Genomic DNA, 23792 nt, shown 5'->3' on the forward strand with positions numbered 1-23792 from the left:
CAGCGGTCGCGGTTGAGTAGCCAGTGCGACCCTCCTCAGTCTTCGTGACTGGGGAACCGCAGGAACGGGGTCTCGTCCTCACCCTGCAACCGTATGTCGAAACGCAGCGATCCGTCAGCCTCACGGGTGGCGATGAGACGATTCCTGTCGGCTTCATCGAGGGAAGACAGCAGCGGATCGGCCGTCAGCGCTGCGGTGTCCTCGGGGAGATAGATCCTGGTGAAGAGCCTGTTGAGCAGCCCGCGGGCGAAGACGACAACACTGATGAACGGAGCCTTGCCGGCCTCCGTGGGGCCAGGATTGAGCGTGGAGAAGACGAAGCGTCCCTCTGGATCCACGGCGTTACGGCCGAAGCCGGTGAAGGTGAAGCCGTCGCGGCGCAGCGATCCCGAATTGCGGGAGACGTCGCCGTTGCCATCGGGCTGCCAGATCTCGAGGATCGCATCGGGTACGGGAGCGCCTGCCCCGTCGTAGACGTAGCCGTGGAGCTGGACTGCTCCGTCCTTGGCTGGGGGAACGAGTTCGTTGTCGCCGGGCCACGGCATGGCATAGCCGTAGAAGGGTCCGACGGTCTGGCCGGGTGTTGCGGTGAGCTTCTGGTCAGTCATCGTCCTCTTCTTCCATCCAGGTGCGGTTGGCTCCGGTGAGCACGATGTCCCAGTTGTAGCCCATGAGGAATTCGTGCTCGGTGACGTTGTGATCGTAGGTGGCGACGAGGCGGTCGCGGGCCTTCTGGTCCGTGATCGACTGGTAGATCGGGTCGAGGGCGAACAGCGGATCACTGGGGAAGTACATCTGGGTGATCATGCGCTGGGTGAACTCGGTGCCGAAGAGCGAGAAGTGGATGTGGGCCGGCCGCCACGCGTTGTGGTGGTTCTTCCATGGGTAGGGGCCCGGCTTGATCGTGGTGAACGAGTAGGAGCCGTCGTCGCCGGTCAGGGTGCGGCCGACGCCGGTGAAGTTCGGGTCGATCGGGGCCGGGTGCTGATCGCGCTTGTGGATGTAGCGTCCGGCGGAGTTGGCCTGCCAGATCTCGACGAGCTGATTGCGCACCGGACGTCCGTCGCCGTCGAGGACGCGGCCGGTGACCTTGATGCGTTCGCCGATCGGTTCCCCGCCGGCCTGGATGGTGAGGTCGGATTCGAGGTTCGCCAGATCGCGGTGGCCGAATGCGGGGGAGAAGAGTTCGATCGTCTCCGGGTCCGTGTGGCGGGGGTCCTTCGTCGGGTGCCGCAGGATCGATGACCGGTACGGGCGGTAGTCCAGGCGCGGCTGCGTCTCGGACGGTGTCCCGGCCGCGACTGCTTCCTTGTGTTCGTTTTCGATCGTCTCGATCTCGGCAGACAGGGCCTGCTGTGACTCGGCCGCATCATCAGGGCCGGAGAGTTTCTGTGCACCCATGGTCGAACCTTTCTTCTCGGTGCTGCAATGTCGTTGTGGTGCTTCTGATTCGTTCAGTGAGCGGATCAGCCCTTGGGCCAACCCGTGTAGCACTCGGCGAGGTAGCGCCTGCCGTGCTCGGATTCGAGGACCGAATTGAGCTCGCCGAGGCTGCGCTTCGTTTCGAACGCATCCTGGCTGGGGTCGGAGTGGAGCATCCGGGTCATCTGGTAGGAGAAGTTCTGCGCCTTCCACACACGTTTGGTTGCGGTGCGCGAATACCCGGCCAGCGCCTCGGCGTCGGAGTCCTTGAGTGCCGAGATCAGCGCCGGGGCCAGCACGGACACGTCGGCGAACGCGAGGTTGAGGCCCTTCGCCCCGGTCGGGGGGACGGTGTGGGCGCTGTCGCCGGCGAGGAACAGGGAGCCGTGCTGCATCGGCTCGGTCACGGCCGAGCGGAAGGGCAGGATGTTCTTGTCGATGATCGCACCGGTCTTGAGCGCGAAACCGTCGGGTCCATCGACCCGAGCCTGCAGCTCTGACCAGATGCGGTCATCGGACCAATCGGCCACCTCGGTGTCGGGGGAGGTTTGGAAGTACATGCGCTGGACGTTCTCGCTGCGCTGGGAGATCAGTGCGAAGCCGCGTTCGGAGCGGGAGTAGATGAGGACCTCGTGGCTGGGTGGGGCCTCGCAGAGGATGCCGAACCAGGCGAAGGGATATTCTTGGAAGAAGCGCTGCTTCGTGTCTGCGGGAATCATTGACCGGCAGGGGCCACGGGAGCCGTCGGAGCCGACGACGTAGCGGGCGCTGATTGTCAGTTCTTCACCGTCTTCGGTCGTCGCACTCACCCACGGGCGTTCGGTTTCGATATCGCCGAGCGCGGTGTCGGTGACCGAGTAGAAGGTGGGGCGTCCGGTGCGTTCGCGGGCCGCTGAGAGATCGACGAAGATCTCGTTCTGCGGGTAGAGCCACACGGATTCGCCGATGAGGCTCGGGAAGTCGAAGGAGTGGCTGACGCCGTCGACGCGGATGTCGATACCGTCGTGGCGGTGGCCGGCAGTATGCACGCGGGACTCGATGCCCTCGGCCTCGAGCATGCGCACGGAACCGGCTTCGAGGATGCCTGCCCGATGAGTGTGGGCGATGTCGTCGCGGCTGCGATTGTCGATGACGACGGAATCGATTCCTGCGTTGTGCAGGGTGTGGGCGAGCAGCAGCCCGGCCGGACCTGCTCCGACGATCGCGACGTCGGTCTGAAATTCTGGCACCTGGGCCTCCTTGCCTTATTCGTCCTCTCAGTGTGCGCCCAGTCACTGACACAAGGCGAGGATGTTATCAATGAATGAGATTGATCGGCGGGCGGACCGCGGATTGACGGGGATTGCGGCGGAGATGTTGACGGTGAGTCGGATTGTTGAGCACAATATGGGATGTTGTGTTCGTGATGTGCGGGTAGGGCGTTCTTTTCGGCCCACCCGTGTGAGTTTTAGCTCAACACATACGCGAATCGTGACGGCAGTCAGCTGCCTACAAACAGAAAGCTCATGAATGATCATCACCGGCCTGATCGTCGGCCTGGCACTCGGATTCGTCCTCCAGCGAGGACGCTTCTGCGTGACCGGAGCCTTCCGCGATCTCACTCTGACCGGGAACACGCGATGGTTCTCGGCGCTCATCCTTCTTATCGCCGTGCACTCGATCGGGCTGTTCCTGCTCAATGGGCTCGGCGTCATCACCTTGGAGGCCTCGCCGTTCCCGTGGCTGGCCTCGATCATCGGCGGCCTCATCTTCGGCTTTGCCATGGTGCTCGCCGGCGGATGTGCCACCGGCACCTACTACCGAGCCGGTGAGGGCCTGGTCGGCAGCTGGTTCGCTCTGATCTTCTATGCGCTGACATCTGCGGTGATGAAGAACGGTCCGCTCACCTCGGTGACGGAGGGGCTGCGCTCGATCACGATCGAGAGCGGCACACTCCAGGCGTCGACAGGGCTGAACCCGTGGGTCTTCGTCGCGATTATCTCGGCTGTGGCCATCGCGGTCACCGTGCATCACAACAAGAAGACCGCCACCCCCGTCGCGACCCTGCCGCCGTTGAAGAAGGGCCTGGCCCACATCCTCACGGAGAAGCGCTGGAACCCGTTCGTCACTGCCGTGGTCATCGGCATCATCGCGACGATCGCGTGGCCGCTCTCGGCTGCGACCGGACGCAACTCCGGCCTGGGCATCACGACGCCCTCGGCGAATCTCACCACATTCTTGGGCACCGGCGATGCTTCGCTCGTTGACTGGGGCGTCATGCTTGTCATCGGCATTCTCATCGGCTCGTTCATCGCGGCCAAGGCCTCCGGCGAGTTCCGGATCCGGGTCCCCGATCAGGCGACCGTGGTCAAGTCCATCTTCGGCGGAGTCGGCATGGGCGTCGGTGCTGCAATCGCCGGCGGCTGCACGGTCGGCAACGCCATGGTCTCGACTGCACAGTTCGAGTACCAGGGCTGGGTCGCAACCTTCTTCATGATCGTCGGCGCAGGAGTCGCCGCGAAGTTCACCATCAAGTCAGGAGCGCGGACAGGTGCCGCGCAGCCCGCAGAAAGCAGGAGTGTATGAAACAGGTATTGGAAACAAACGGTCTTGTCTGCCCCTTCCCCTTGGTCGAGGCCAAGGACGCGATCGGCGGAATGGACAACGGCGATGAGCTCGTCATCAACTTCGATTGCACTCAAGCCACCGAGGCGATTCCTCAGTGGGCAGCGGAGAACGGCTATCCCGTGACCCACTTCGATCGCACCGGCGATGCCAGCTGGACGATCACCGTGCGGAAGGCCTGAACGGCCGCAGTCCTCCCCTCGGCTACCCGAGCATCCCCGCTGGAAAGGCGGCTCTGCGAATACGCAGGGCCGCCTTTGTTGCTGCGTAGTTGAGTTTTCGCGTAATTCCCGGAATGTTATTTAAAAGTATTCTTCTGTGGCTAAAAGCACAACTGTGATTAATGGCTTTAATCGAAAAGTAATTATATGATCATGATCAAGTCACCAAAGCGGGTGATCTGTGCACTTACGTGCCTTTTCAAGGAGTCAGAATGACGCAGTCGACGACGCGCTCACGCAAGTTCAAGGCCATCCTCGCCGGTGGTATCGTCCTCGGAGTCGGAGCTGCCGTGACGCTGGCCGCCTGGACGGACAACGAATGGGCCGAGGGAACCTTCGGCGCCGGTTCCTTCAACGTGCAGGGAAGCACCACGGGCGCCGAAGACAGCTTCACTGATCATGAGAGCTCCGACGGCGCTGCATCATTGAACTTCGACCTCGCCGGTGGCGATAACATGTCTCCCGGTGACACCGTGGCAGCTCCCTTCGTTCTTCGCCTCGATGGCGAAACCTCCTACGACGCGAGCGTGGTGCTCGAAAACGCTACGGGAGGCGGCGACAACCCGACGGCGCTGACCTACGAGATCGTCAGCGTGGCCAATGCTGGCGCCTGCAGCGCAGACGCAACCGGCACCTCGATCGTCCCCGCTGACACAGCACTGGGATCCACCGCCCGCGCTGAGGGCTTCGACCTCATCGCAGGTGCTGATGCGACCGCGGGGGCACCTATCACGCTGTGCTTCAAAGTCACTGCCGATGACAGTCTGACGCAGGGCCAGAACACGAACGCCCAGTGGCAGTTCACCGCCACCTCGGCTGAGTAATCACACCAACCTTCGTGCGACTTCCGATGGGTCCATTGCGCGGCCCCGATCCGTCTGAGCGGGTCTCTGCCGAGGCCCGCTCAGACGGTCGACGGCAGATTCGCGAATTTGAGCAGAAGCGCAGGCGTCTGCGCAGCCGCCGCATCAAAGCGGTCCTCGCAGGCGGTCTGGTCTTCGGCATCGGTTCAGCGGCAACGTTGGCGGCCTGGACCGACACCGAGGAAGCTTCGGGGTCATTCGAAGCTGGCAGGTTCAACATCGAGATGGCTGTCGACGGCTCGGCTTGGAGCAACAATTCGGAGGCAACCTTTGACGCCAGCGGGATGTACCCGGGCTCGAAGGTCTACGCACCGGTGCTCGTGCGGACGACGTCGAACACCACGATGGATGGTGAGCTGAGCGTGGCTAGCAAAAATGGTAATGGCCAATCTGGCGGAATAGTCGATTCGCTTGTGTATCGCGCAGTTACTGAATCGCTCGCTGCAAATGGTGAAACTTCGTTCAAATGCGGTGAGAATTCATTTTCCGGTTCGCCAACCTACGTCTACGGCAGTGCTTCGTCGACCATTCCTTTCAAAACCGAGGTTGGCGGCGCAAAAAGTCAATCCGTCAGTAGAGCGTCTGAGTCAGTGACAGCGTACTGCTTTGAGGTCACCCTTCCGTCGAGCACACCGACCACCGCGCAGGGCACCGAAGCCTCGAAGACCTGGAAGTTCTTCGCCGAGTCCGTTCCGACTGAGAAATCATGATGGCCCAGAAGCGATCGCACAGTTCGCGCACATCAGGCAAGAAAGGCCTGGCCTCGTGGCTTGGCGCCGCGTTGCTCAACATCCTCGCCGCCCTGGGGGGCGTGTGTATCGTCCTCGTTATCCTCAGCTTCGTCTTCAACGTGTCGATCATGATGTTCCGCACCGGATCTATGAGCCCGACGATCACCGCCGGCTCGATCGCCTTCGTACACGAGATCCCCGCCGAGAAGATGGAAGTCGGAGACATCATCACCGCCGACCGTGGTGAGAAGGTTCTGCCCGTGACGCACCGCGTGACATCGATCCTGGATACCGATGCTCAGTCCGGTGAGGTCATCTTCGAGATGAAGGGCGATGCGAACGAGGCGAAGGACCCCGAGCCCTACACAGCGGACACCGTTCGAAGAGTTATGTTCTCGATTCCGGGAGTGGCGCCGACCATTCAGCAGTTCCGCGACCCCTTCGTGCTTGGCGGCATCACAATTGCTGCCTCACTGCTTGTGGTCTGGGCATTCTGGCCCAGGCGTGAGGAAGATGCAGATGGTGATGAAGTCGCCGAGGTGGCTGAGGGTACGCCCGACAATGCCGCGGCCGCGCTGCACCAAGAATCCCGATCAGCTGTAACTCGCTCACCGAAGCATGCCATCGCGCTTCCCATTGCCGCACTCTTGTTGGCAACGAGCAGTGGTCCGTTCCCAGCACTCGAGCCAACGTCCTCGATGATCGCGGCTGCTTCAACCACCGCAAGCGACACCGCCACAACCAACACCGCCGCCGAAGCCCGCGGCCAGTACCTGCGCATGCGTGCTGTCGGTGACGAGTCGAGAATGCTCAATCTCAGCCCCGGTGCCTCAGCGTACTGGACAGTCGACGTCTGGGCAGATGCCCCGGAGCCAGGGACAGTGGAATTGGAGATCGGCTCTGGGCAGCTGACAAAAGCAATCGCCGACGAACTGCTCGTCGACGTCCGGGCTTGTACAGAGATCGTGTCGATGAACAAGTGCGCCGGCGGCGGCGAAGAGCTGATCCACCAAACCACACTCAGTGCACTCGGCGCAGCTCCCGATAATAATCGGCCACTTCTCGACATGCCCAGTGACGAGAAGCGTCGAGTGCAAGTGACTGTCACCCTGGCGCAAAGCGCCCACGCCGAGGCGGTCGCCGGACAGCGAAGCAGCGTGCGACTCACTGCGATCGGCCAAGGGGAAGAAGTCTCGCTGGGCCCCGGTGATCCAGACGTTCCAGGCGGTCCTGATGCCCCCGATGCACCAGGCGATCTCCCGCGAACCGGAATCGAAGGATGGCTGTGGATCCTATTGCTTGCCTGCGCGCTCATCGCGACAGGATCTATTGTCATCGCCAGAACCAGAAGCCGGAGGAAGCTATGAGTCGCGCTAGTAGGCAGAGGCCGAAGCAGAAACGCCGAATTCAGGCTTTCTTCGCAGGGCTCTTACTCGTCATGATCGTGCTTGGACTATCCGGCGTGCACTCGACTTTGGCTGCGTGGACCGACGAGGATGAGGCGACAGGGGCGTTTACGGCTGGGAAAATTCAGCCTGTTCAGAATCTCAAATGTATAGATAGCGACGATGGTCTGTTGCCTTTGTTGCTGAAAACTGAAGTACAGCTTGATTGGGATCGGCCAGATGTTCCTGACGATGTTGCGATCGAGTATGTCGTGTCTTGGCAGCCGTCGCTGATCGGAGACAGTGGAAGTCGTACGATCACTGAGAATAGCTATGTCTACAAGTCGCGAGCTCTTTTGAGCTTGGGCAATGTGAATTTCACCGTTAGAGCAAAGATCGTTGGAGGAACTTGGGTATCAACTCCGATGCACAGCAGTGCGTCAGTGGTGAACCTCGCGGTGGTCCCGCTCCTTCTAGGGTGCAATTGACCAAGACTTTGAACAATCGTCGAGGTCTCGTCATGCAGATCGGCCCCCTCAAACCCCCACCACAGTCTCCGCCCCATCCGCCACAGTCAGCCGCATCGCCGTATTCTGCTCGATGAGGTTCCATCCCTTATGGTCCAGTCCTGAGGACGACACGATCATCGCGCCGTCAGCTAAGCGCTGCCAGCTCATCCGGTAGTAGTGGTCCTTATGGTCCAACGGCAGCTCACCGCCCGTGCCCGAGGTGTCGAAGCTCTGATACGGAATCGCCGTTCCCGCGGTCGCGTGGACGACGATCATCTCCTCGGCGCTGAGCACGAGCAGGTTGATCCCCGGATGGTCGAAGTCTGCGCGCAGCATCCGCACGGTCGCGACCGTCGCATCGAACAATGTCTCGCCCTCATCCACGCGTCGAAGTATGAGTGCAAAGATGATGGCACTGTCTGTGGTCCCGCCGATGCGCTCCACCTCGGCGGACGTGACATATTCGCGCAGTCGGTCGATCGGATGAACGGAGCCGTTGTGAGCAAGAGCAATGTCTGAAGTCAGGAACGGGTGAGTGTTCTCCTCGTGCACGTCCATGCCCGCCGTCGCCATCCGCAGGTGGAAGATTCGACCGATGCTCGTCTCCGCATCAAGTGCATCCGTCAGCTGCGGATCATCGGCACCTTCACGGGGCCTACGGAAGCGCTTGACCACCTCGGCGTCGGTGGGATCAGTACTGATCCACGCTGTGCCCCACCCGTCGTCGTGCAATCTGCCCAAATCCTGCCACTGCCGGCACTCGTCGGTGCCGATGAGGTCCGCTGCGCTCGCCGGAGTGGGGGAGATGTAGCCGAGAAGTCTGCACATGTCTCCAGGCTACGTCCGGTAGATACATCGACTGCGAAGTGTGAATTGGTTAGACTATAACTAACAGATAGTTTATTAAGTGTTAATAAGGAGCTCGCGCAATGACGGTTATCGAGGTCCCGGTACCCTCGCTGGATAGTGAGGAACTGAGTTGGTCACCAGTCAATCCGGACATGCTCAGCCGTCGGGAGGTTCAGCGCCAGACTGGTATCTATCGTGCAGCCTTAGTGCCGGAGATCGCTGGGTGGGAGGTGCATCTTCCGGCTGAAATGCATGCTGACGTCGACGATGCCACCGGAGCTTTGGCGCGGGTCGACGGATTCGCAGCAGGAAAACTGGGTGCAGGTGATCGCATCGGCAGCCCTATGCCGGCAATTCTGCTGCGGACCGAGAGCGCATCCAGCTCTCAAATCGAGCAGCTGACAACATCGGCTCTTCAGCTTGCACTTGCCGCCATCGACGAGACGACGAAGGCTAATGCCACAACCGTTCTGGGCAACGTGCATGCCATGGAGACTGCGATCGGAGTGTCGGGTGAGATTTCGCTCCAGTCGATTCTCGACATGCACCGGGCTCTGCTGAAGAGTGATCGGATGATGGCTTCCGAAGCAGGACGGTTCCGTGAACAGCAAGTGTGGATCGGGCCGGGGGGAAGCGGGCCGTTGCTCGCCGATTTTGTACCGCCGGCGCACCGTCGGATTCCACCTGCCATGGAAGATCTCGTCGAATTCATCGCGCGAGAAGATCTTCCCGTGCTGGTACAGGCTGCCGTCGCTCATGCGCAGTTCGAGACCATTCACCCGTTTGCAGACGGCAATGGCAGAACCGGGCGAGCTCTGGTGCACGCAATTCTCAAGGAGAAGGGGCTCGTCACCACTTCGGTGATACCGATCTCGGCGGGACTGCTCACAGACATCGGTGCGTACTTCGCCGCGCTCGGCGCATTTCGCTCCGGTGATGCAGGGCCGATCATTGCTCAGTTCACGCGTGCTGCACGGTTTGCCAGCCATGCTGGCAGACAGCTCATGGACGAGTTGCTCACCGTGCTGCAGGAGATGAAGCAGGCGCTGGCAGGGGTCAGGCGCGACTCGGCGTCATGGACATTGCTGCCCACACTGATTGCACAGCCAGTGGTCAATCTCAGCTTCGTCGCTGCCGCACTGGGGACAAGCCAGGTGACTGCGTTGCGTGCGATCGACACGTTGGTCGATCGCGGCATTCTTATCGAGGAAACAGGACGCAGAAGGAACCGTGTCTGGCGCCAGCCAGGTGTGCTCAGCGTTCTCGACGACTTCGCGGACAGTGCGCGACGAAGCGGGCGGTGATTAGACTCGGACCATGAAGATCACGGTACTCGAGGGAGACATCACCGAGGCCTCCGTGGACGCGATCGTCAACGCCGCCAACTCAAGTCTGCTCGGCGGAGGCGGCGTCGACGGAGCCATCCACAAAGCGGCCGGGCCCGAGCTGCTCGAAGCCTGCCGGGAGATACGCCAAACCAGCCACCCGCGCGGACTTCCCGCAGGTCAGGCCGTTGCAACATCGGCCGGTGCTCTCAAGGCCACGTGGGTCATCCACACGGTCGGCCCGAACCGAACTCAGGGCGAAGCCGACCCTGAGGTGCTCGAATCCTGCTTCGAAGCCAGCCTCAACGTGGCTGCGGAACTCGGCGCCACCTCGGTGGCCTTCCCGGCTATCGGCGGGGGAGTCTACGGCTGGTCGGCCAGGGACGTCGCCGAGGCGGCCCACTCCGTCATCGTCGACGGCCGTGAGCGCGGGCGCTGGGAGCAGGTCGCCGAGGTGGTCTTCGTCCTCTTCAGCGACTCGATGACGAGCGTGTTCTGCCAGGTCTTCGACCACGACCAGTGGTGAGAACTGGGGTTACGCTCTAACCATGGGTGCAAAGTACGAAGAGTGCATGACCGTCCCCTTCGCCGCCGCTGACGTCTGGCAGAGGGCTTTCGAAGTGCTGAGGAACCTGCAGGGGGCCGCCGGGTCGATTGCGACCACGCAGCCCGGGGTGCTCAGTGCCTCGTTCAGGGCGACGTGGAGAAGCTGGGGCGAGAAGATCACTGTCCACATCGGTCAGGCGTCGGATGGCACCGTCGTGCGCATTCGCAGCGCCTGTGCCTTTCCCTTTCAGTTCTTCGACTGGGGAGTGAACAGGGGAAATGTGCAGCAGATCAGGGCCGGCCTCGAGCCTCCCCACGCACCGGAGGCAGGAAGACCATGAAGATCCGCGACGTCATCTCGGACATTCCGGTATCCGACATCGAGGCATCCCGAGGATTCTACGAAGACTTCCTCGGCCTGGGCACCGAAGAGTTCAACTTGGGCTGGGTGGCCCGCTTCACCTCGGCGGAGACCGGAGCCCACGTCCAACTCGTCACGAAGGACGCTACCGCTCCCATCACGCCTGTCCTCTCGCTCAAGGTCGACGACATCGATGCCGCCTACGCCGAGGCTGTCGATCGTGGCCTCGACATCGTCCATCCGCTGACCACCGAGGAATGGGGTGTGACGCGCTTCTTCGTCCGCGACCCCGACGGCAACGCCATCAACATCACCCAACACCGAGTCACCTAATGAGGAATTCCGTGACAACGAAGTCATATACGCAGGCCGTCGCCGATGGGATCTGGGACGCCGGTGCTGACCTCATCGGCTACGTTCCCTCGGTCACCATCGCTCCTGTCATCGACCATCTGGTCTCCGCCGACGGTGGCAGTGCCGGAATCTCAGAGCGAGTGAAGCCGCTCTCCCGCGAGGAGGAAGCGATCGGAGTCCTCGGTGCCCTGCCCTTGGCCGGAAAGTTCGGGGCGATCGTCATGCAGGACAACGGCTTCGGCAACAGTCTCACGGCTCTGACGACGTTCTCGCTGTCCTATCATCTGCCGCTGCTCATCTTCGCCAATACCCGTGGCGGCCCGGGGGAGTACAACTCGATGATTCATTCGATCAGCCAGCCGATGCCTGCGATTCTGCGCACTGCGGGACTTCAGGTTCTCGAGCTCGATCGTCGTTCATCGTCCGAGGATTGGGAGCAGACCGTCGCCGAGGCGGGTGTTCACGCTCGTATGACCTATCGTCCCGTCGTTGTCCTCGGCTCCTTCTGGAACACCGATGGGAAGGTGGCCTGAGATGAAGCGCATCGAAGCACTCGAGGTCCTCAACGGCCTGACCGCCGAATTGGCGGTCGTCGTGACGTGCGCGGCGACGAGCCGTGAACTGGCCTCCGTGGAGAACCGGGACAACCACTTCTACGTCCTCGACTCGATGGGCCTCGTCGGTTCCATCACCACCGGTCTCGCCCTGGCAGCCAAGGACTCGGACCTGCCCAAGGTCATCGGGCTCGAAGGCGACGGATCCCTGCTGATGAACCCGAATGTGCTGCCCACCGGAGGATTCCTCGGAGCCGAGAAGCTGTTCCTCGTCCTCCTCGACAACCAGGTGTACGGATCGACTGCAGGCCTGCCGACCTATTCCTCACGCGTCGATCTGGGCAAACTCGCCGAAGCCGCGGGCTGGACGGTCGGCCGAGCCGAAGACACAGCTCAGCTGCGCGACGAATTCGATCGCCTGTTGACGACGACCGGGCCGACGCTGCTGCATGTAAGCATCGAGGCAGGCAATGCCGCCGATATCCCCAAGCTCCTCGTCGACCCGGTCGTCCTCGCCCACCGCTTCCAATCGTGGCTGACGGCGAGGTTAGAACCTCACACCGCCGTGTAGCTACCGTCGCCTGCTCCGTCCCTTGTCACTGCCGTCCTCCGGTGGTTGAATGGGTAGAAAGTGATTGCCAAACGCAATCACTTGTGCTCAAGGAGGAGCGATGGCAAGAGTCACATGGGGTTTCACAGCGTCACTCGACGGGTTCATCACCGGCCCGAATCACGATATGTCCTGGATGTCCGGTCTCGGGTCACTCGCCGATGGGACCGTGGAGGATCTCGCCTCCCAGGTCGCCGTCATCATCTCCGGGCGTCGCGGCTATGACGCAGCGAAGGCACAGGCAGCCGAGCGCGACGAACTGACCTCCGAGGCCTACGGCGGGGCGTGGGAAGGCACCGAGTTCATCCTCACCCACCGCCCCGAGGAGCTCGCCGAGGACACGACGATCACTGCCGTGAACTGCTCCATCGCCGAGGTGGTCGATCGGGCCCGGGCCATCGCCGGTGATCGTGACATCCAGATCATCAGCGCCGACATCGGTCGGCAGGCGCTCGAGGTCGATCTCATCGACGAGATGCAGGTCTTCGTCGCACCCATCTTCCTCGGTGACGGCACGAGGGTCTTCGACGTGCCCGGTGGCAGGCGCGTCTATTGGGAGCTGGCTGAGGCTGACGAGGCGAACATGGGTGCCTGGTTCCGCAGGTTTCGTCCGCGCCGCCAGCAGGATCTCACGCCATAAGGCTCACTCGGACTGGTTGCTCAGCTCCCAGAGGATGCGCAGCGCCTCGTCATCGAAGTCTTCGCTGGCGGTGTTGGGCTCGCTGTCGTGGACCTCGGCGTGCAGCTGCTCCATCTTGCGATCGAGCTGGCCGGCCACCTCGGCGGCCTGAGTGAGTTCATCAACCAGCCGATCGGGAACTTCACCTGCGAACTTGTAGTGGATCTTGTGTTCCAGGCTGGCCCAGAAGTCCATGGCGATGGTGCGGATCTGAACCTCACAGATGACCGGGGTCCGTCCCTGGCTGAGGAAGACGGGCACCTCGAGGATCGCGTGCAGGCTCTTGTATCCGTTGGGCTTCGGATCGGCGATGTAGTCCTTGATCTCCACGACCCGAACATCGTCCTGCGCAGTCAGCATCTCCAGGACCTGGTAGGTGTCTGCGATGAAGCTGCAGGTGATGCGGATGCCCGCGATGTCGGTGATGTTCGCGCGGATGACCTCGATGTCGAGCGGGAGCCCTCGCCGATTGACCTTCTCGAGCAGACTCCGCGGCGACTTCACCCGTGAGGTGATGTGCTCGATCGGGTTGTAACTGTGAGCGTGCTCGGACTCCTCACGCAGAATGGAGATCTTGGTCAGCAGCTCGTTGATGACGAAGCGGTGCTCCATGATCAGCTGAGAGAAATCCTGCCGCAGGGCGCGCACGCTTGCCACCTGGCCAGGGGACAGCGCCAAGCTCGAGGGGTGCTGGTGTCGGCTCATGATCCTCCGTGAGTGGCGTGGGCGGTGCCCTGCAAGTTTATCCCCGCCCGTCCCCGCGGCGCTCGCCCTACCGTGTGTCAGTGCCTCGGCGTACCGTAAGACCATGTGCAGGAACATCAGAACCCTTCATAACTTCGAACCCCTCGCGACCTCGGACGAAGTGCACGCCGCAGCGCTGCAGTACGTGCGCAAGATCGCGGGCACAACGAAGCCCTCCCAAGCCAATGCCGCCGCATTCGAGGCAGCCGTTGAGGAGATCGCCCACACGACTCAGCATCTCCTCGACGCCTTGGTGACCACGGCACCACCGAAGAACCGTGAGGTCGAGGCTGAGAAGCGACGAGCCAGATATGAGGCCCGTGCATGACGATCCTCGGGCTCATCCTCGCCGGGCTGGCAGCGGCCCTGCACGTCTTCATCTTCTATCTGGAGTCGATTGCCTGGACGGGCCCGCGTGCTCGTGCGACATTCGGAACCAGTGAAGAGGATGCTGCTGCCACGAAGTCCATGGCTTTCAATCAGGGCTTCTACAATCTCTTCCTCGCCCTCGCGGTCTTCATCGGCATCATCGTCTGCCTCGCCGGTGCACCGACGGTCGGCCTCACGCTCGTCTTCACCGGAGTCGGATCGATGCTCGCAGCGGCACTCGTGCTCGTGGCTTCGTCACCCGACCTTGCCTCCTCGGCGATCAAGCAGGGCCTGCTGCCTCTGCTGGCGGTCGTGTCTCTGCTCATCGGCATCGCCGTCTGACGAACGGGGAGCCTGACACGTGAGGAGCCCGGCCCGATCAATCCATCACTGATTTCCCCTGCGCCTCGAGGTCCTTCGTGATCCCCGCCGAGGCGGTGCGCAGGGCCTGCATGATCGCCGGCCCACCCACATGGTGTTCGGAGTCGACGACGACTCCGAGGCCCGCGATCGTCAGTCCGGTGCCGTCGAAGACGGGCACCGCGATTCCCGTGGTGCCGTCATCGATATGGCCGACGAGCTCCGCGTAGTGGTAGGTCCGGATCGTGGCGAGCATCTTGCGCAGCACGGCCGGATCGGTCGTCGTCTTCTCGGTGATCGCGGCCAGCGGGCCGCGCAGATAGGCCTCGCGCACATGTTTCGGAGCGTGAGCGAGGAGCACCAGCCCACATGAGGAGGCATGGGCGGGAAGTCTCCCGGCCGTCTTCGAACGGTGGACGACGGCGGTCGGCTTCGACATCCTCTCGATGATGAGGACCTCGCGTTCGCGCAGGATCCCCAGCTGGGTGTTCTCGCCGACGAAATCGTGGACGGCCATCATATGAGGTCGGGCGAGGGTGGCCAGGTCGACGGCGTCGGAGGCGCGATTCGACAGCTCCCACATTCCTACGCCGATGCGCAGCCGCCCATTGGGGTCACGCTGCAGCAGATTGTGCCGCATCATGTCGTTGATCAGCCGGTAGGCCGTGGACTTCGGCAAGGCTGCTCGCTCGGAGAGCTCCTCGGTGCTCAGGCTCTGATGATCGGGGTCGAAGGAGCCGAGGACCCGGACCAGCCGATCGATCATGGAATCGCCCGATTGAGAGTTCGCCATAACCGCAATCGTAGCCCCGGGCGACTCGAATTCTCAATGAATGGACCCGCGATGGCTCCTCGTGGTCCGCATCACTATTGTGGCCGATAGGCGTGACATCGCCGTGCATCAGCTGTGCCCGAATCGGTCGACCTCAAGGGAGCGGCAGCCAGCGGCCGGTGAGCGCGGGACGAGACGACCACAGTCACAACCCGACCAGCGAAGGAACAGGGACGAACGACATGAGCGAGAACAGTTTCCTCGGCACCCAGTGGCACGAGAAGATCTTCACCGGCACCTGGACGAACGGCGCCGACGAGTCCTATGACGTCATCGAACCGGCAACGGGGGAGACCCTGGGCCGCATGGGCGCTGCGAACGCCGAAGATGTGAATACGGCCGCCACTCGTGCTGCCGCCGCGCAGAAGGAATGGGCGAAGACGCCACCTGCCGAACGCGCCGCCGTCCTCCGCCGGGCCGGTGCGCTGTGGGCCGAGCACGCCGAGGAGCTCTCCGACTGGATCGTTCGCGAATCCGGTGGCATCCCCGCCAAGGCAGGTCTCGAAGTCAGCTCCGCAGAGCAGATCTGCTACGAATCCTCCGCCCTGCCCAGCCACCCCAAGGGGCAGGTCCTGACCTCGAACGAGCCTCGCTGGTCGTTCGCCCGCCGAGTGCCAGCCGGAGTCGTCTCCGTCATCGCACCGTTCAACTTCCCCCTCATCCTCTCCATCCGTTCGGTCGCCCCGGCGCTGGCCCTGGGCAATGCGGTCCTGCTCAAGCCGGACCCACGCACCGCGGTCTGCGGCGGTGTGAGCCTGGCCCGCATCTTCGCCGAGGCTGGCCTGCCCGAGGGACTCCTGCAGGTGCTGCCCGGTGGCCGGGAAGCCGGCGAAGCAGTCGTCGCAGCGCCCGAGGTCTCCGTCATCTCCTTCACCGGATCAACTGCCGCCGGGCGCAAGGTCGGCGAAGCCGCCGGACGCCTCCTCAAGCGCTGCCACCTGGAACTGGGTGGAAACAATGCACTCGTCGTCCTTCCGGGGGCAGAGGTCGGCCCGGCCACCTCGGCGGGGGCATTCGGTTCCTTCATGCACCAGGGACAGATCTGCATGACCACCGGCCGCCACCTCGTCCACGATTCCATCTACGACGAGTACGTCGAACAGCTGGCCGAACGTGCCCGGAACCTGCCTGTGGGCAATCCCGCCACCGAGGAGGTCGCGCTGGGGCCGATCATCGACGACAAACAGCGGACGAACATCCGCGACATCATCGACAAGTCCCAAGCCGATGGGGCACGACTCGTTGCCGGGGGCACCGGCGAGGGCGCCTTCGTGCCGCCGACGGTGCTCGCGGATCTGAGCCCGTCGAACCCGGCCTGGACGCAGGAGATCTTCGGACCGGTGGCGCCCGTGAGCCGCTTCTCGACTCTCGAGGAGGCCGCGGAACTGGTCAACGCCAGCGAATACGGGCTGTCCGTGGGCATCCTCGGCGATGTGGGCATGGCCATCGAATTGGCCGATCTCGTCGATTCCGGCAAGGTCCACATCAATGAGCAGACCGTCTCCGATGAGGCGAACGTGCCCTTCGGCGGCACGAAGGACTCCGGCAACGGATCCCGCTTCGGTGGGGCAGAGGCCAATATCGAGGCCTTCACCGAAACCCAGTGGGTCACGATGCGCTCGCAGATCGCCCCATACCCCTTCTGATTCCTCTACCTACCGACTACTCGAACACCTGAACGACCGGAGACACCGATGTCCACACCTGCCGCATCCACTGGGGCTGCCACCACAGCTCGCGCGACCGATACTCGTTGGCCCGCGATCCTGTGCTGGCTGGCCGTCGCCCTCGAGGGCTTCGACCTCGTCGTGCTCGGGGCCGTGATCCCCGAGCTCCTGGCGACCAACGCCATCGGCTTCACCCCCGAGGCCGCGACCCTTGTCGCGACTCTGAGCCTGGTGGGTGTGGGCCTCGGTGCTGCGGCAGTGGGGCCGATCGCCGATCGCTTCGGTCGCCGCTACACGATCATCTTCTGCGTGCTCTTCTTCTCCATCTTCACGATTCTCGTTGCGTTCTCTCCCAACGTCGCCCTGTTCACCACCTTCCGGTTCATCGCCGGATTGGCTCTGGGCGCCGTGATGCCCGGCTGCCTGGCCTACATCAGCGAGCACAACAAGTCAGGCAAGACCGGCAAGGCGACGACACTGACGATGACCGGCTACCACGCCGGTGCCGTGGCGATCTCCCTGCTCGCCGTCTTCTACTCCCACAACTGGCACCTGCTCTTCATCGCCGGCGGCGTCGCCGGACTCGTGCTCGTCCCACTGCTGTGGTGGAAGCTGCCGGAATCCCAGGAATTCGTCGAAGCCCAAAGCTCGACGACCGCGGCCCCGAAGACCGGCATGGCAGGACTGTTCGTCGGCCGGTTCAAACTGGTCACGATCGGCGTCTGGGCCGCCAGCTTCATGGGTCTGCTGCTCGTCTACGGACTCAACACCTGGCTGCCGAAGATCATGGCTGACGCAGGCTACGAAGTCTCCGACTCCCTCGTCATGCTCTTCGTGCTCAACCTCGGCGCCGTCGTCGGGCTCGTCATCGCCGGCTGGCTGGCGGACAAGCACGGCACCAAGCCGATCGTGCTCATGTGGTTCCTACTAGCGGCCGTGTTCCTCGCGGCGCTGAGCATCCCGATGACCAGCCAGATACTGCTCAACATCGCCGTCTTCATCACCGGTGTCTTCGTCTTCTCCGCCCAGGTCCTCGTCTACGCGTTCGTCTCAGCGATCTACCCGCCCACCGCACGCGGAACGGCACTGGGCATGGCCTCGGCCGTCGGTCGCCTCGGCGCCATCGTCGGTCCGTTCATCACCGGCACCCTGGTCACCGCGGGCATCGCCTACCCGTGGGGCTTCTACCTCTTCGCCGTCGTCGCCGTCCTCGGCTTCGCCGCGATGGTCATCGTTCCGAAGGCCGTGGACCACGCCGGCCGATGACTCACTGGATCGATGCCGCATTCGTTCGCGGAGGCACGAGCAAGGGACTCTACTTCCGTGCCGATGCCCTGCCCGAGCTGGACACTGCGCCGGCCCCGGGAACCGACGGGGACACCTCGGCGTGGGATGCGATCTTCTGTTCCGCGCTCGGCTCCCCGGATGCCTTCGGCCGTCAGCTTGATGGCATGGGCGGAGGGATCTCCTCGCTGTCGAAGGTGATGGTGGTGTCCGCATCAACGCGGGCAGGCGTCGACCTCGACTACACCTTCGGTCAGGTCTCCGTCGCCGAGGCGGTCGTGGACTACTCCGGCAACTGCGGAAATCTGTCCTCGGGTGTCGTGCCCTTCGCACTGCTGACCGAGATCATCTCCGCAGCCGACGGGTGGCACGTCTTCCGCCTCTACAACACGAACACCGGCAAGCTCGTCGACGTCGGCCTCACCGTCGTCGACGGTCAGGCTGCGGTCGCAGGAGACTTCGAACTCACCGGTGTCAGCGGGACTGGGGCACCGATCGAACTCATCTACCCCGATCCGGCAGGCAGCCGCACCTCGGGGGTTCTGCCCTCGGGAGTGGCGTCGGAATCGATCGATGTCGATGGACGCATGTTCAACGTCTCCATGGTCGATGCGGCGCTGCCCGTTGTCATCGTTCCCTCTTCGGCGATCAGTCTCAACGGTGATGAGTCTCCGGAGTCCATCGACGCCAATCGTCCCTCGATGCTGATGATCGAGGAGCTGCGGCGCAAAGCAGCGGTGCGGATGGGGTTGTGCGAGACGCCCGAGGCCGCTCCGCAGGTCGTGCCCAAGGTTGCGGTCGTGACCTCACAGAAGCCGACGACCTTGCTCGACGGCACCAGCTTGGGTGCGAGCGATTCCGATATCGTCGTCCGAATGATCTCGATGGGCCAGACACACAAAGCGGTACCGGGTACTGGAGCCATGTGCCTGGCCGCGGCCGCGCAGATCCCCGGCACCATCGTCCACGGCATCATCGCCCGTTCCGAACATTCGGTGCCCGGCCCCGAGGTCCGCCTCGGCACACCTTCGGGAGTCGTCACCGCCTCCGCGGTTTGGGATGAGAAGGCGAAGACCGTCACGGCGACCTCCCTGTTCCGCACCGCACGGGTGCTCATGGTCGGGAAGGTCGCCGTGGAGATCCGAAACTGAGGGAGGAGAATGTCGATTCTGATCGCAGAAACGACGTTCTCCTCCCTCACAATTGGTGACCCCGCTGGCAAACGGCCCGCTGACTCCGCAGACTAGCTGCGTTCTCCCAGCTTGCGTCGCCGCACGATGACTACGATGCTCGCGCCGATGACGAGCAGTCCGGCCGCAATCGACATCATCAGCGTCGGATCGACACCCGTACGAGGCAAGTCACCGCCAGCATTGCTGTCCGAGCCGGCGTCATCCTCAGAACCACCGGAACCTGCAGCCGAGTCCGAGGAACCGCCGGCGTCTGCGCCCGCAGTCGAGGAGCTGTTCGAACCGCTCGACGAGTCACTCGAAGCGCTGTCAGAAGCGGCATCCGCATTCACTGCGTCGGCATTGCTCGACGAGTCAGCGGTGTCCGACGAGTCGGAATCCGCGCTCACAGAAGCATCCGAGTTAGCACCTGCGCCGGCCTCAGCGTCAGCCTCGGTTCCATCAGCCTCAGCCTCTCCACCATCAACCCCGGCCTCCTCGGTTCCATCCGTGTCTTCTGGTTCGAAGAGTCCAACGACCACAGGGTCGTGATCGGAGGCGCGGAACTGATCCGGGGCGTAGAAGTCGCCTGCGTTGTAGTTGAAGCGGCTGTATTCGAGTGCCAGTGCTTCGACCGAATTGATGTTCCAGACATCTGCGCCGGTGATAGCGTCGAAGGAGCTCGACGGCAGCTCGGCCTGAGCACCCGAACCGCCCGAGGAGTCCAGCGCCAGCACATGGTCGAGGCTGCCGGTGCGGGATTTGAACACGTAGGTCGACTTGTCCGTCTTCTCGGATGCGACATCCTTGAACCCGGCTTCGTAGAAGACCTGCATCGGGTCCTCCTGCGTGTATGCGTTGAAGTCACCGAGCAGGTAGACGAAGTCGGAGTCCGCTGCCTCCTTCTGCTCCCCGGCGAAGTCCACGAGCGACGTCGCCTGCTTCACCCGGTCCGCATTCGAGGCACCCTGGCCGTCGCCGCTGTCCTCATTGCCCGGGCCTGAGCCCGAACCCTTGGACTTGAAGTGGTTCGAGATCGTCACGAAGGTCTTGTCCGTATCGGCCTCACCGAACTCGTCCTTCGGTGCGAAAGCCTGTGAAAGGGGTTCACGTGCGTTCGAGAACGCGGCCTCGTCGTCAAGGATCGTCGAATCCTTCTGCGGGGCCACCTCGGCGGGCTGATAGATCAAGGCCGTGCGGATGACGTCCTCATCCGCGGGAACATCGGCGGGGGAGGGAACGAAGTCCCACTTGTCGGTGCCGGCCGCCTCGTTGAGGCGCTCGACCAGAGTCTCAAGAGCGTCATCGCGGTCCTTGTCGAACGCGGCAGAGTTCTCGATCTCCATGAGGGAGACCACCGAGGTGTCGAGCTTGTTGATGGCCGAGACGATCTTCGTCTCCTGGCGCTTGAGGCTCTCTGCGTTGGCAGCTCCGCGGGCATCGCAGCCGCCGCGAACCGTGATCGGGTTGCCCCCGCGGTCCTCATAGTAGTCACAGCCGGAGAGCTGATCGCCGGTCGTCGTGAAGTAGTTGAGGACGTTGAAGCTGGCCATGCTGACCTGCCCGCCGACGGCCTCCGGAGCCTCTGTGCGGGTGTCGGAGAAACTCGCCGGCTGAATCGCGTCGGCGTTGTCCCCGGTCAGACGCGTCGTGGGCTGGAAGCGCCACTTCTCATGGTCGAAGCCCAACACCACGGGAGAGGTCATCGTGGCGCTCGCACCGACACGCACAGGGGCGTCGTTTGAGACGTAGGGCAGAGGAACGTCCTTGTCGTTCTGCAGGTAGTTCACCGTCGCACCGTCGTCGAGGACGACCTCGCGCTCGAGGTTCTCGGCCTCGACGGCTTTGGCCTCATCGCTGTCGGGGCGGGCGACGTCGGTGGGCTGGGGGAGGGTGCCCTCACCGGTGGCCAGGACGACCTCGCCGTAGGTGTTCGTGTTGTAGTTGTCGGTCACGGTCATCTCACCGCTGGGCTGCAGGAGCATGCCCTCGAGCGCCTCACGTGCGGCAGCCTCGGTGGGTAACGCGTCCTCGACGGGTTTGACCGCCTCGGCGGGCTCATCCAGGACTGTCATCCCTGTGCTGCTGACGGAGATCTGGGTCTGACCGTAGCGCTCTGAGACCGCGCCGGTGAGTTCGAGGTGATCGCCGATGCTGATGTCGTTGACCGAGTCGGGGGAGTAGACGAAGACACCGTCCGAGGCTCCGGGGGTCTCGTCCTCGGCTCCGCCGGTTCCCGGCGTCTGCACGTGGTAGCCGTTCAACCCGCCGGTCGGGTAAGCAGCGGTGACGACACCCTGTGTCTTGACGGTGGTGCCAGCCAGGGGGCTCTCCTCGCCGGTGCCCTGAATGTCGGCAATCGGGGTGACGTCCTCGGGGGCGGGATCATCGCCGCCGCCGTCACCGGGAAGCGCGTCGGGGGTCGGGGCTGCGGACGACCAGGTGCCGTTCACGAGCTGGATCGACTGCCCGCCTGCGGCAGTGGCACCCGTGGGTTCGGCATCCTCGCCGACAACAGCCTCGGGGGTGTTCGTGTTCGCCTTGCCGGTGACTCCCTTGCCTCCGACGACCCCGCCGATCTGGGCGAATGAGACGAGCGTGCCGTCATCGTCGATGGCATAGGCGCTCGAGCCGTAGTCGCCGTCAGCGGCGGACCCTGACTTCACGGAGTTCGTGATGGGAACCTCGACCGCCAGCGCGCCGGAGTCGCCGACGGTCGTGCCCACGGGAACAGTTGTCGTATTCTCTTCGGCCTGAACGCTGCCGCCGCGAGTCACAGATCCGAAGGTCCATCCCGAGACGTCGGTGCCCGGTTCGGCCGCGATCTCGATGAAGTCGGTGTCGAGCGTGTAGCCGATCTCGCTGATGTGGGGATCTTCGGCAGCGGCTGCCGGTGTTGCCGGAAGGGTGAGGCCGATCGCCGCGACGAGGCTGAGCGCCGCGCACGAGGAGGCCGTCTTGGAGACTGTCATGGGAGCCTTTCGGAGTTTGAGCACCGTGGGAGATGACGGCGCAGACGCATGCACACTATCCGTTGTCGGGGCGTCATCGGTGACGACCTTGTGAATACGATGTGAACTGACTGTACTATGCCTCACTGGCACTGAGGCCAGCACTGAGACTGAAAGATCTAGACTGATGGCGAACCATCAATCTGCAGGGAGGCAGAAGATGCGTGTGCTGATCGTCGGTGCCGGAATCGCCGGCTCCACGCTGGCTTACTGGCTGCAGCGAGCAGGACATGAGCTCACTCTTCTCGAGCGTTCACATGATCTGCGCCGAGGTGGGTACCTCATCGACTTCTGGGGCACTGGATTCGATGTGGCAGAGCGGATGGGCCTTGTGCCCAGGCTGCGCCGAGAGGGATACGACCTCACAGAGGTCCGCGACGTCGCATCAGACGGGCACTCGGTCGCGTCGCTTGATCCCCAGCGTATTGCCGCGGGAGCCAGCGGCCGATATGTCAGCATTCTTCGATCTGATCTCGCCGCCGCGATCTATGACAGCCTCGACGGCGGAGCCGAGACGATCTTCGGAGACACCGTCACCCGGCTGATGGAGGGCGAACGGAGCGTCAGCGTCGAGTTCGACCACGCCGCCCCACGCGAATTCGACCTCGTCGTCGGTGCCGACGGGCTGCACTCACAGGTTCGGAAGCTGGCCTTCGGTGCAGAGTCCAACTTCGAGCGCGACCTTGGGATCGCGGTCGCCGCATTCGACGTCACGGGCTACCGTCCACGAGACGAACTCGTCGCCGTCATGCATGCCGAGGTCGGATTTCAGGCGATCCGCGTCGCGCTGCGAGACGACATAACTATGTTCATGCTCACCTTCCGACATCACGGCCCGGTGCCCGTCGACGACGTCAGCGCCCAACAGGAGCTGCTGCGCACAAGTCTGGCCGACGCGGGGTGGGAGATCCCAGAGATCCTGCGCCAGTTGCCGCGGGCACGGACGCTCTACCTCGACCGGGCGAGCCAGATCAGGATGCCCACGTGGACCAGCGGCAGAGTCGCACTGATCGGCGATGCCGCAGCGAGCCCGTCATTGCTGGCGGGTCAGGGTTCGGCATTGGCGATGGTCGAAGCGTATGTGCTGGCGACCGAACTGTCTGCCACGCCTCAGGACCACGGCCGAGCCTTTGCCGCATACGAACACCGACTGATGCCGATGCTGCGCAGCAAACAGGACGCGGCCAAGGGACTCGGCACAGCCTTCGCCCCGCCCAGCCGCCCACGCCTGATCCTGCGCAGCACTGTGATGCGCCTGATGGGACTCCCACCCGTCGCGAACCTCGCCATGGGCCGCAGCCTGCGAGATCCGATCGAGCTTCCAGCCTGGCCGGGTGACTGAG

26 protein-coding genes are annotated in these 23792 nt (G+C 63.2%); 19 read left to right on the forward strand and 7 right to left on the reverse strand.

The features are described 5' to 3' along the window. Positions 1–35 precede the first annotated feature (35 nt). From pcaG to PGC08_RS04220, 3 genes are all read right to left on the reverse strand, one after another. Positions 36–608: a protocatechuate 3,4-dioxygenase subunit alpha gene (pcaG, locus tag PGC08_RS04210; protein ID WP_009881622.1), complete on the reverse strand. Its 573-nt coding sequence runs from the start codon at positions 606–608 to the stop codon at positions 36–38. Beyond that, positions 601–1401 carry a protocatechuate 3,4-dioxygenase subunit beta gene (gene pcaH / locus PGC08_RS04215; RefSeq protein WP_271709599.1) on the reverse strand — a complete coding sequence of 267 codons (801 nt, stop codon included), beginning with the start codon at positions 1399–1401 and terminating at the stop codon, positions 601–603. Before pcaH ends, pcaG begins: the two co-directional genes overlap by 8 nt. A 65-nt stretch (positions 1402–1466) precedes the next feature. Beyond that, positions 1467–2651, reverse strand: a complete 1185-nt coding sequence (locus PGC08_RS04220) for a 4-hydroxybenzoate 3-monooxygenase (protein ID WP_009881624.1) — start codon at positions 2649–2651, stop codon at positions 1467–1469. Positions 2652–2931: 280 nt separating this feature from the next. Between PGC08_RS04220 and PGC08_RS04225 the strand changes: the two genes are divergently transcribed. The 6 genes from PGC08_RS04225 to PGC08_RS04250 all read left to right on the forward strand — a co-directional run bounded on the left by PGC08_RS04225 (position 2932) and on the right by PGC08_RS04250 (position 7714). Beyond that, the gene (locus PGC08_RS04225) at positions 2932–3987 is read left to right on the forward strand and encodes a YeeE/YedE family protein (RefSeq protein WP_009881626.1); all 1056 of its coding nucleotides are present in this window, start codon (positions 2932–2934) and stop codon (positions 3985–3987) included. After that, positions 3984–4208 carry a sulfurtransferase TusA family protein gene (locus PGC08_RS04230; RefSeq protein WP_009881627.1) on the forward strand — a complete coding sequence of 75 codons (225 nt, stop codon included), beginning with the start codon at positions 3984–3986 and terminating at the stop codon, positions 4206–4208. Before PGC08_RS04225 ends, PGC08_RS04230 begins: the two co-directional genes overlap by 4 nt. A 251-nt stretch (positions 4209–4459) precedes the next feature. Next, positions 4460–5071, forward strand: a complete 612-nt coding sequence (locus PGC08_RS04235) for a SipW-dependent-type signal peptide-containing protein (RefSeq protein WP_009881628.1) — start codon at positions 4460–4462, stop codon at positions 5069–5071. A gap of 35 nt (positions 5072–5106) precedes the next feature. Further along, positions 5107–5820, forward strand: a complete 714-nt coding sequence (locus tag PGC08_RS04240) for a SipW-dependent-type signal peptide-containing protein (protein WP_164514367.1) — start codon at positions 5107–5109, stop codon at positions 5818–5820. Continuing rightward, complete coding sequence (locus PGC08_RS04245; RefSeq protein ID WP_271709600.1) at positions 5817–7208, forward strand: signal peptidase I; 1392 nt, start codon at positions 5817–5819, stop codon at positions 7206–7208. Before PGC08_RS04240 ends, PGC08_RS04245 begins: the two co-directional genes overlap by 4 nt. Before the next feature lie 71 nt (positions 7209–7279). Further along, complete coding sequence (locus tag PGC08_RS04250) at positions 7280–7714, forward strand: SipW-dependent-type signal peptide-containing protein (protein ID WP_131259973.1); 435 nt, start codon at positions 7280–7282, stop codon at positions 7712–7714. A gap of 48 nt (positions 7715–7762) precedes the next feature. Here PGC08_RS04250 and PGC08_RS04255 read toward each other — a convergent pair whose 3' ends face one another. Further along, entirely contained in the window at positions 7763–8563 is an 801-nt protein-coding gene (locus PGC08_RS04255) for a class II glutamine amidotransferase (RefSeq protein WP_009883923.1), read from the reverse strand. A 101-nt stretch (positions 8564–8664) separates the two neighbouring features. Between PGC08_RS04255 and PGC08_RS04260 the strand changes: the two genes are divergently transcribed. From PGC08_RS04260 to PGC08_RS04290, 7 genes are all read left to right on the forward strand, one after another. After that, positions 8665–9888 carry a Fic family protein gene (locus PGC08_RS04260; RefSeq protein WP_096146533.1) on the forward strand — a complete coding sequence of 408 codons (1224 nt, stop codon included), beginning with the start codon at positions 8665–8667 and terminating at the stop codon, positions 9886–9888. A gap of 13 nt (positions 9889–9901) precedes the next feature. Continuing rightward, the gene (locus tag PGC08_RS04265) at positions 9902–10435 is read left to right on the forward strand and encodes an O-acetyl-ADP-ribose deacetylase (protein ID WP_096168465.1); all 534 of its coding nucleotides are present in this window, start codon (positions 9902–9904) and stop codon (positions 10433–10435) included. A gap of 22 nt (positions 10436–10457) precedes the next feature. Further along, positions 10458–10796, forward strand: a complete 339-nt coding sequence (locus tag PGC08_RS04270; protein WP_035279066.1) for a DUF1499 domain-containing protein — start codon at positions 10458–10460, stop codon at positions 10794–10796. Next, entirely contained in the window at positions 10793–11149 is a 357-nt protein-coding gene (locus tag PGC08_RS04275) for a VOC family protein (protein WP_271709601.1), read from the forward strand. The genes PGC08_RS04270 and PGC08_RS04275 overlap by 4 nt, the downstream gene beginning before the upstream one ends. An 11-nt stretch (positions 11150–11160) precedes the next feature. Continuing rightward, a complete protein-coding gene (locus PGC08_RS04280) occupies positions 11161–11703 on the forward strand; it encodes a thiamine pyrophosphate-binding protein (RefSeq protein ID WP_096162232.1) in 543 nt (180 codons plus the stop codon). Between the two features lies 1 nt (position 11704). Then, on the forward strand, positions 11705–12295 hold the full coding sequence (locus PGC08_RS04285; protein ID WP_069599558.1) for a thiamine pyrophosphate-dependent enzyme: 591 nt from the start codon (positions 11705–11707) through the stop codon (positions 12293–12295). 100 nt (positions 12296–12395) lie between these two features. After that, positions 12396–12974 (forward strand): dihydrofolate reductase family protein, encoded by a 579-nt coding sequence (locus tag PGC08_RS04290; protein WP_096160323.1) that lies wholly within the window; start codon positions 12396–12398, stop codon positions 12972–12974. Between the two features lie 3 nt (positions 12975–12977). On the opposite strand, the gene PGC08_RS04295 is transcribed toward PGC08_RS04290, so the two are convergent. Then, positions 12978–13718, reverse strand: coding sequence for a GTP pyrophosphokinase (locus PGC08_RS04295; RefSeq protein ID WP_069599560.1), 741 nt, complete (start codon positions 13716–13718; stop codon positions 12978–12980). A gap of 103 nt (positions 13719–13821) precedes the next feature. Here PGC08_RS04295 and PGC08_RS04300 point away from each other — a divergent pair, with 103 nt between their 5' ends. After that, positions 13822–14085, forward strand: a complete 264-nt coding sequence (locus tag PGC08_RS04300) for a DUF2277 domain-containing protein (RefSeq protein WP_096160322.1) — start codon at positions 13822–13824, stop codon at positions 14083–14085. Then, positions 14082–14468 carry a DUF1304 domain-containing protein gene (locus tag PGC08_RS04305; protein WP_069599562.1) on the forward strand — a complete coding sequence of 129 codons (387 nt, stop codon included), beginning with the start codon at positions 14082–14084 and terminating at the stop codon, positions 14466–14468. Before PGC08_RS04300 ends, PGC08_RS04305 begins: the two co-directional genes overlap by 4 nt. A gap of 37 nt (positions 14469–14505) precedes the next feature. Here the strand turns inward: PGC08_RS04305 and PGC08_RS04310 are convergent, their stop codons facing one another. Next, complete coding sequence (locus PGC08_RS04310; protein ID WP_096162230.1) at positions 14506–15279, reverse strand: IclR family transcriptional regulator; 774 nt, start codon at positions 15277–15279, stop codon at positions 14506–14508. Between the two features lie 221 nt (positions 15280–15500). Here PGC08_RS04310 and PGC08_RS04315 point away from each other — a divergent pair, with 221 nt between their 5' ends. From PGC08_RS04315 to PGC08_RS04325, 3 genes are read left to right on the forward strand one after another with little or no spacing between them, the layout of a single operon-like run. Beyond that, on the forward strand, positions 15501–16964 hold the full coding sequence (locus tag PGC08_RS04315; RefSeq protein ID WP_096162229.1) for a benzaldehyde dehydrogenase: 1464 nt from the start codon (positions 15501–15503) through the stop codon (positions 16962–16964). Positions 16965–17012: 48 nt separating this feature from the next. Then, positions 17013–18251 (forward strand): MFS transporter, encoded by a 1239-nt coding sequence (locus tag PGC08_RS04320; RefSeq protein ID WP_009883941.1) that lies wholly within the window; start codon positions 17013–17015, stop codon positions 18249–18251. After that, positions 18248–19420: a PrpF domain-containing protein gene (locus PGC08_RS04325; protein WP_009883942.1), complete on the forward strand. Its 1173-nt coding sequence runs from the start codon at positions 18248–18250 to the stop codon at positions 19418–19420. The genes PGC08_RS04320 and PGC08_RS04325 overlap by 4 nt, the downstream gene beginning before the upstream one ends. A gap of 92 nt (positions 19421–19512) precedes the next feature. On the opposite strand, the gene PGC08_RS04330 is transcribed toward PGC08_RS04325, so the two are convergent. Further along, positions 19513–22410, reverse strand: coding sequence for an ExeM/NucH family extracellular endonuclease (locus PGC08_RS04330; protein ID WP_271709602.1), 2898 nt, complete (start codon positions 22408–22410; stop codon positions 19513–19515). A 199-nt stretch (positions 22411–22609) separates the two neighbouring features. On the opposite strand from PGC08_RS04330, the gene PGC08_RS04335 reads away from it, so the two are divergent. After that, positions 22610–23791: an FAD-binding domain gene (locus tag PGC08_RS04335; RefSeq protein WP_271709603.1), complete on the forward strand. Its 1182-nt coding sequence runs from the start codon at positions 22610–22612 to the stop codon at positions 23789–23791. Position 23792: the final 1 nt, after the last annotated feature.

This window comes from Brevibacterium sp. BDJS002, from assembly GCF_028201555.1.
GTDB lineage: Bacteria > Actinomycetota > Actinomycetes > Actinomycetales > Brevibacteriaceae > Brevibacterium > Brevibacterium aurantiacum.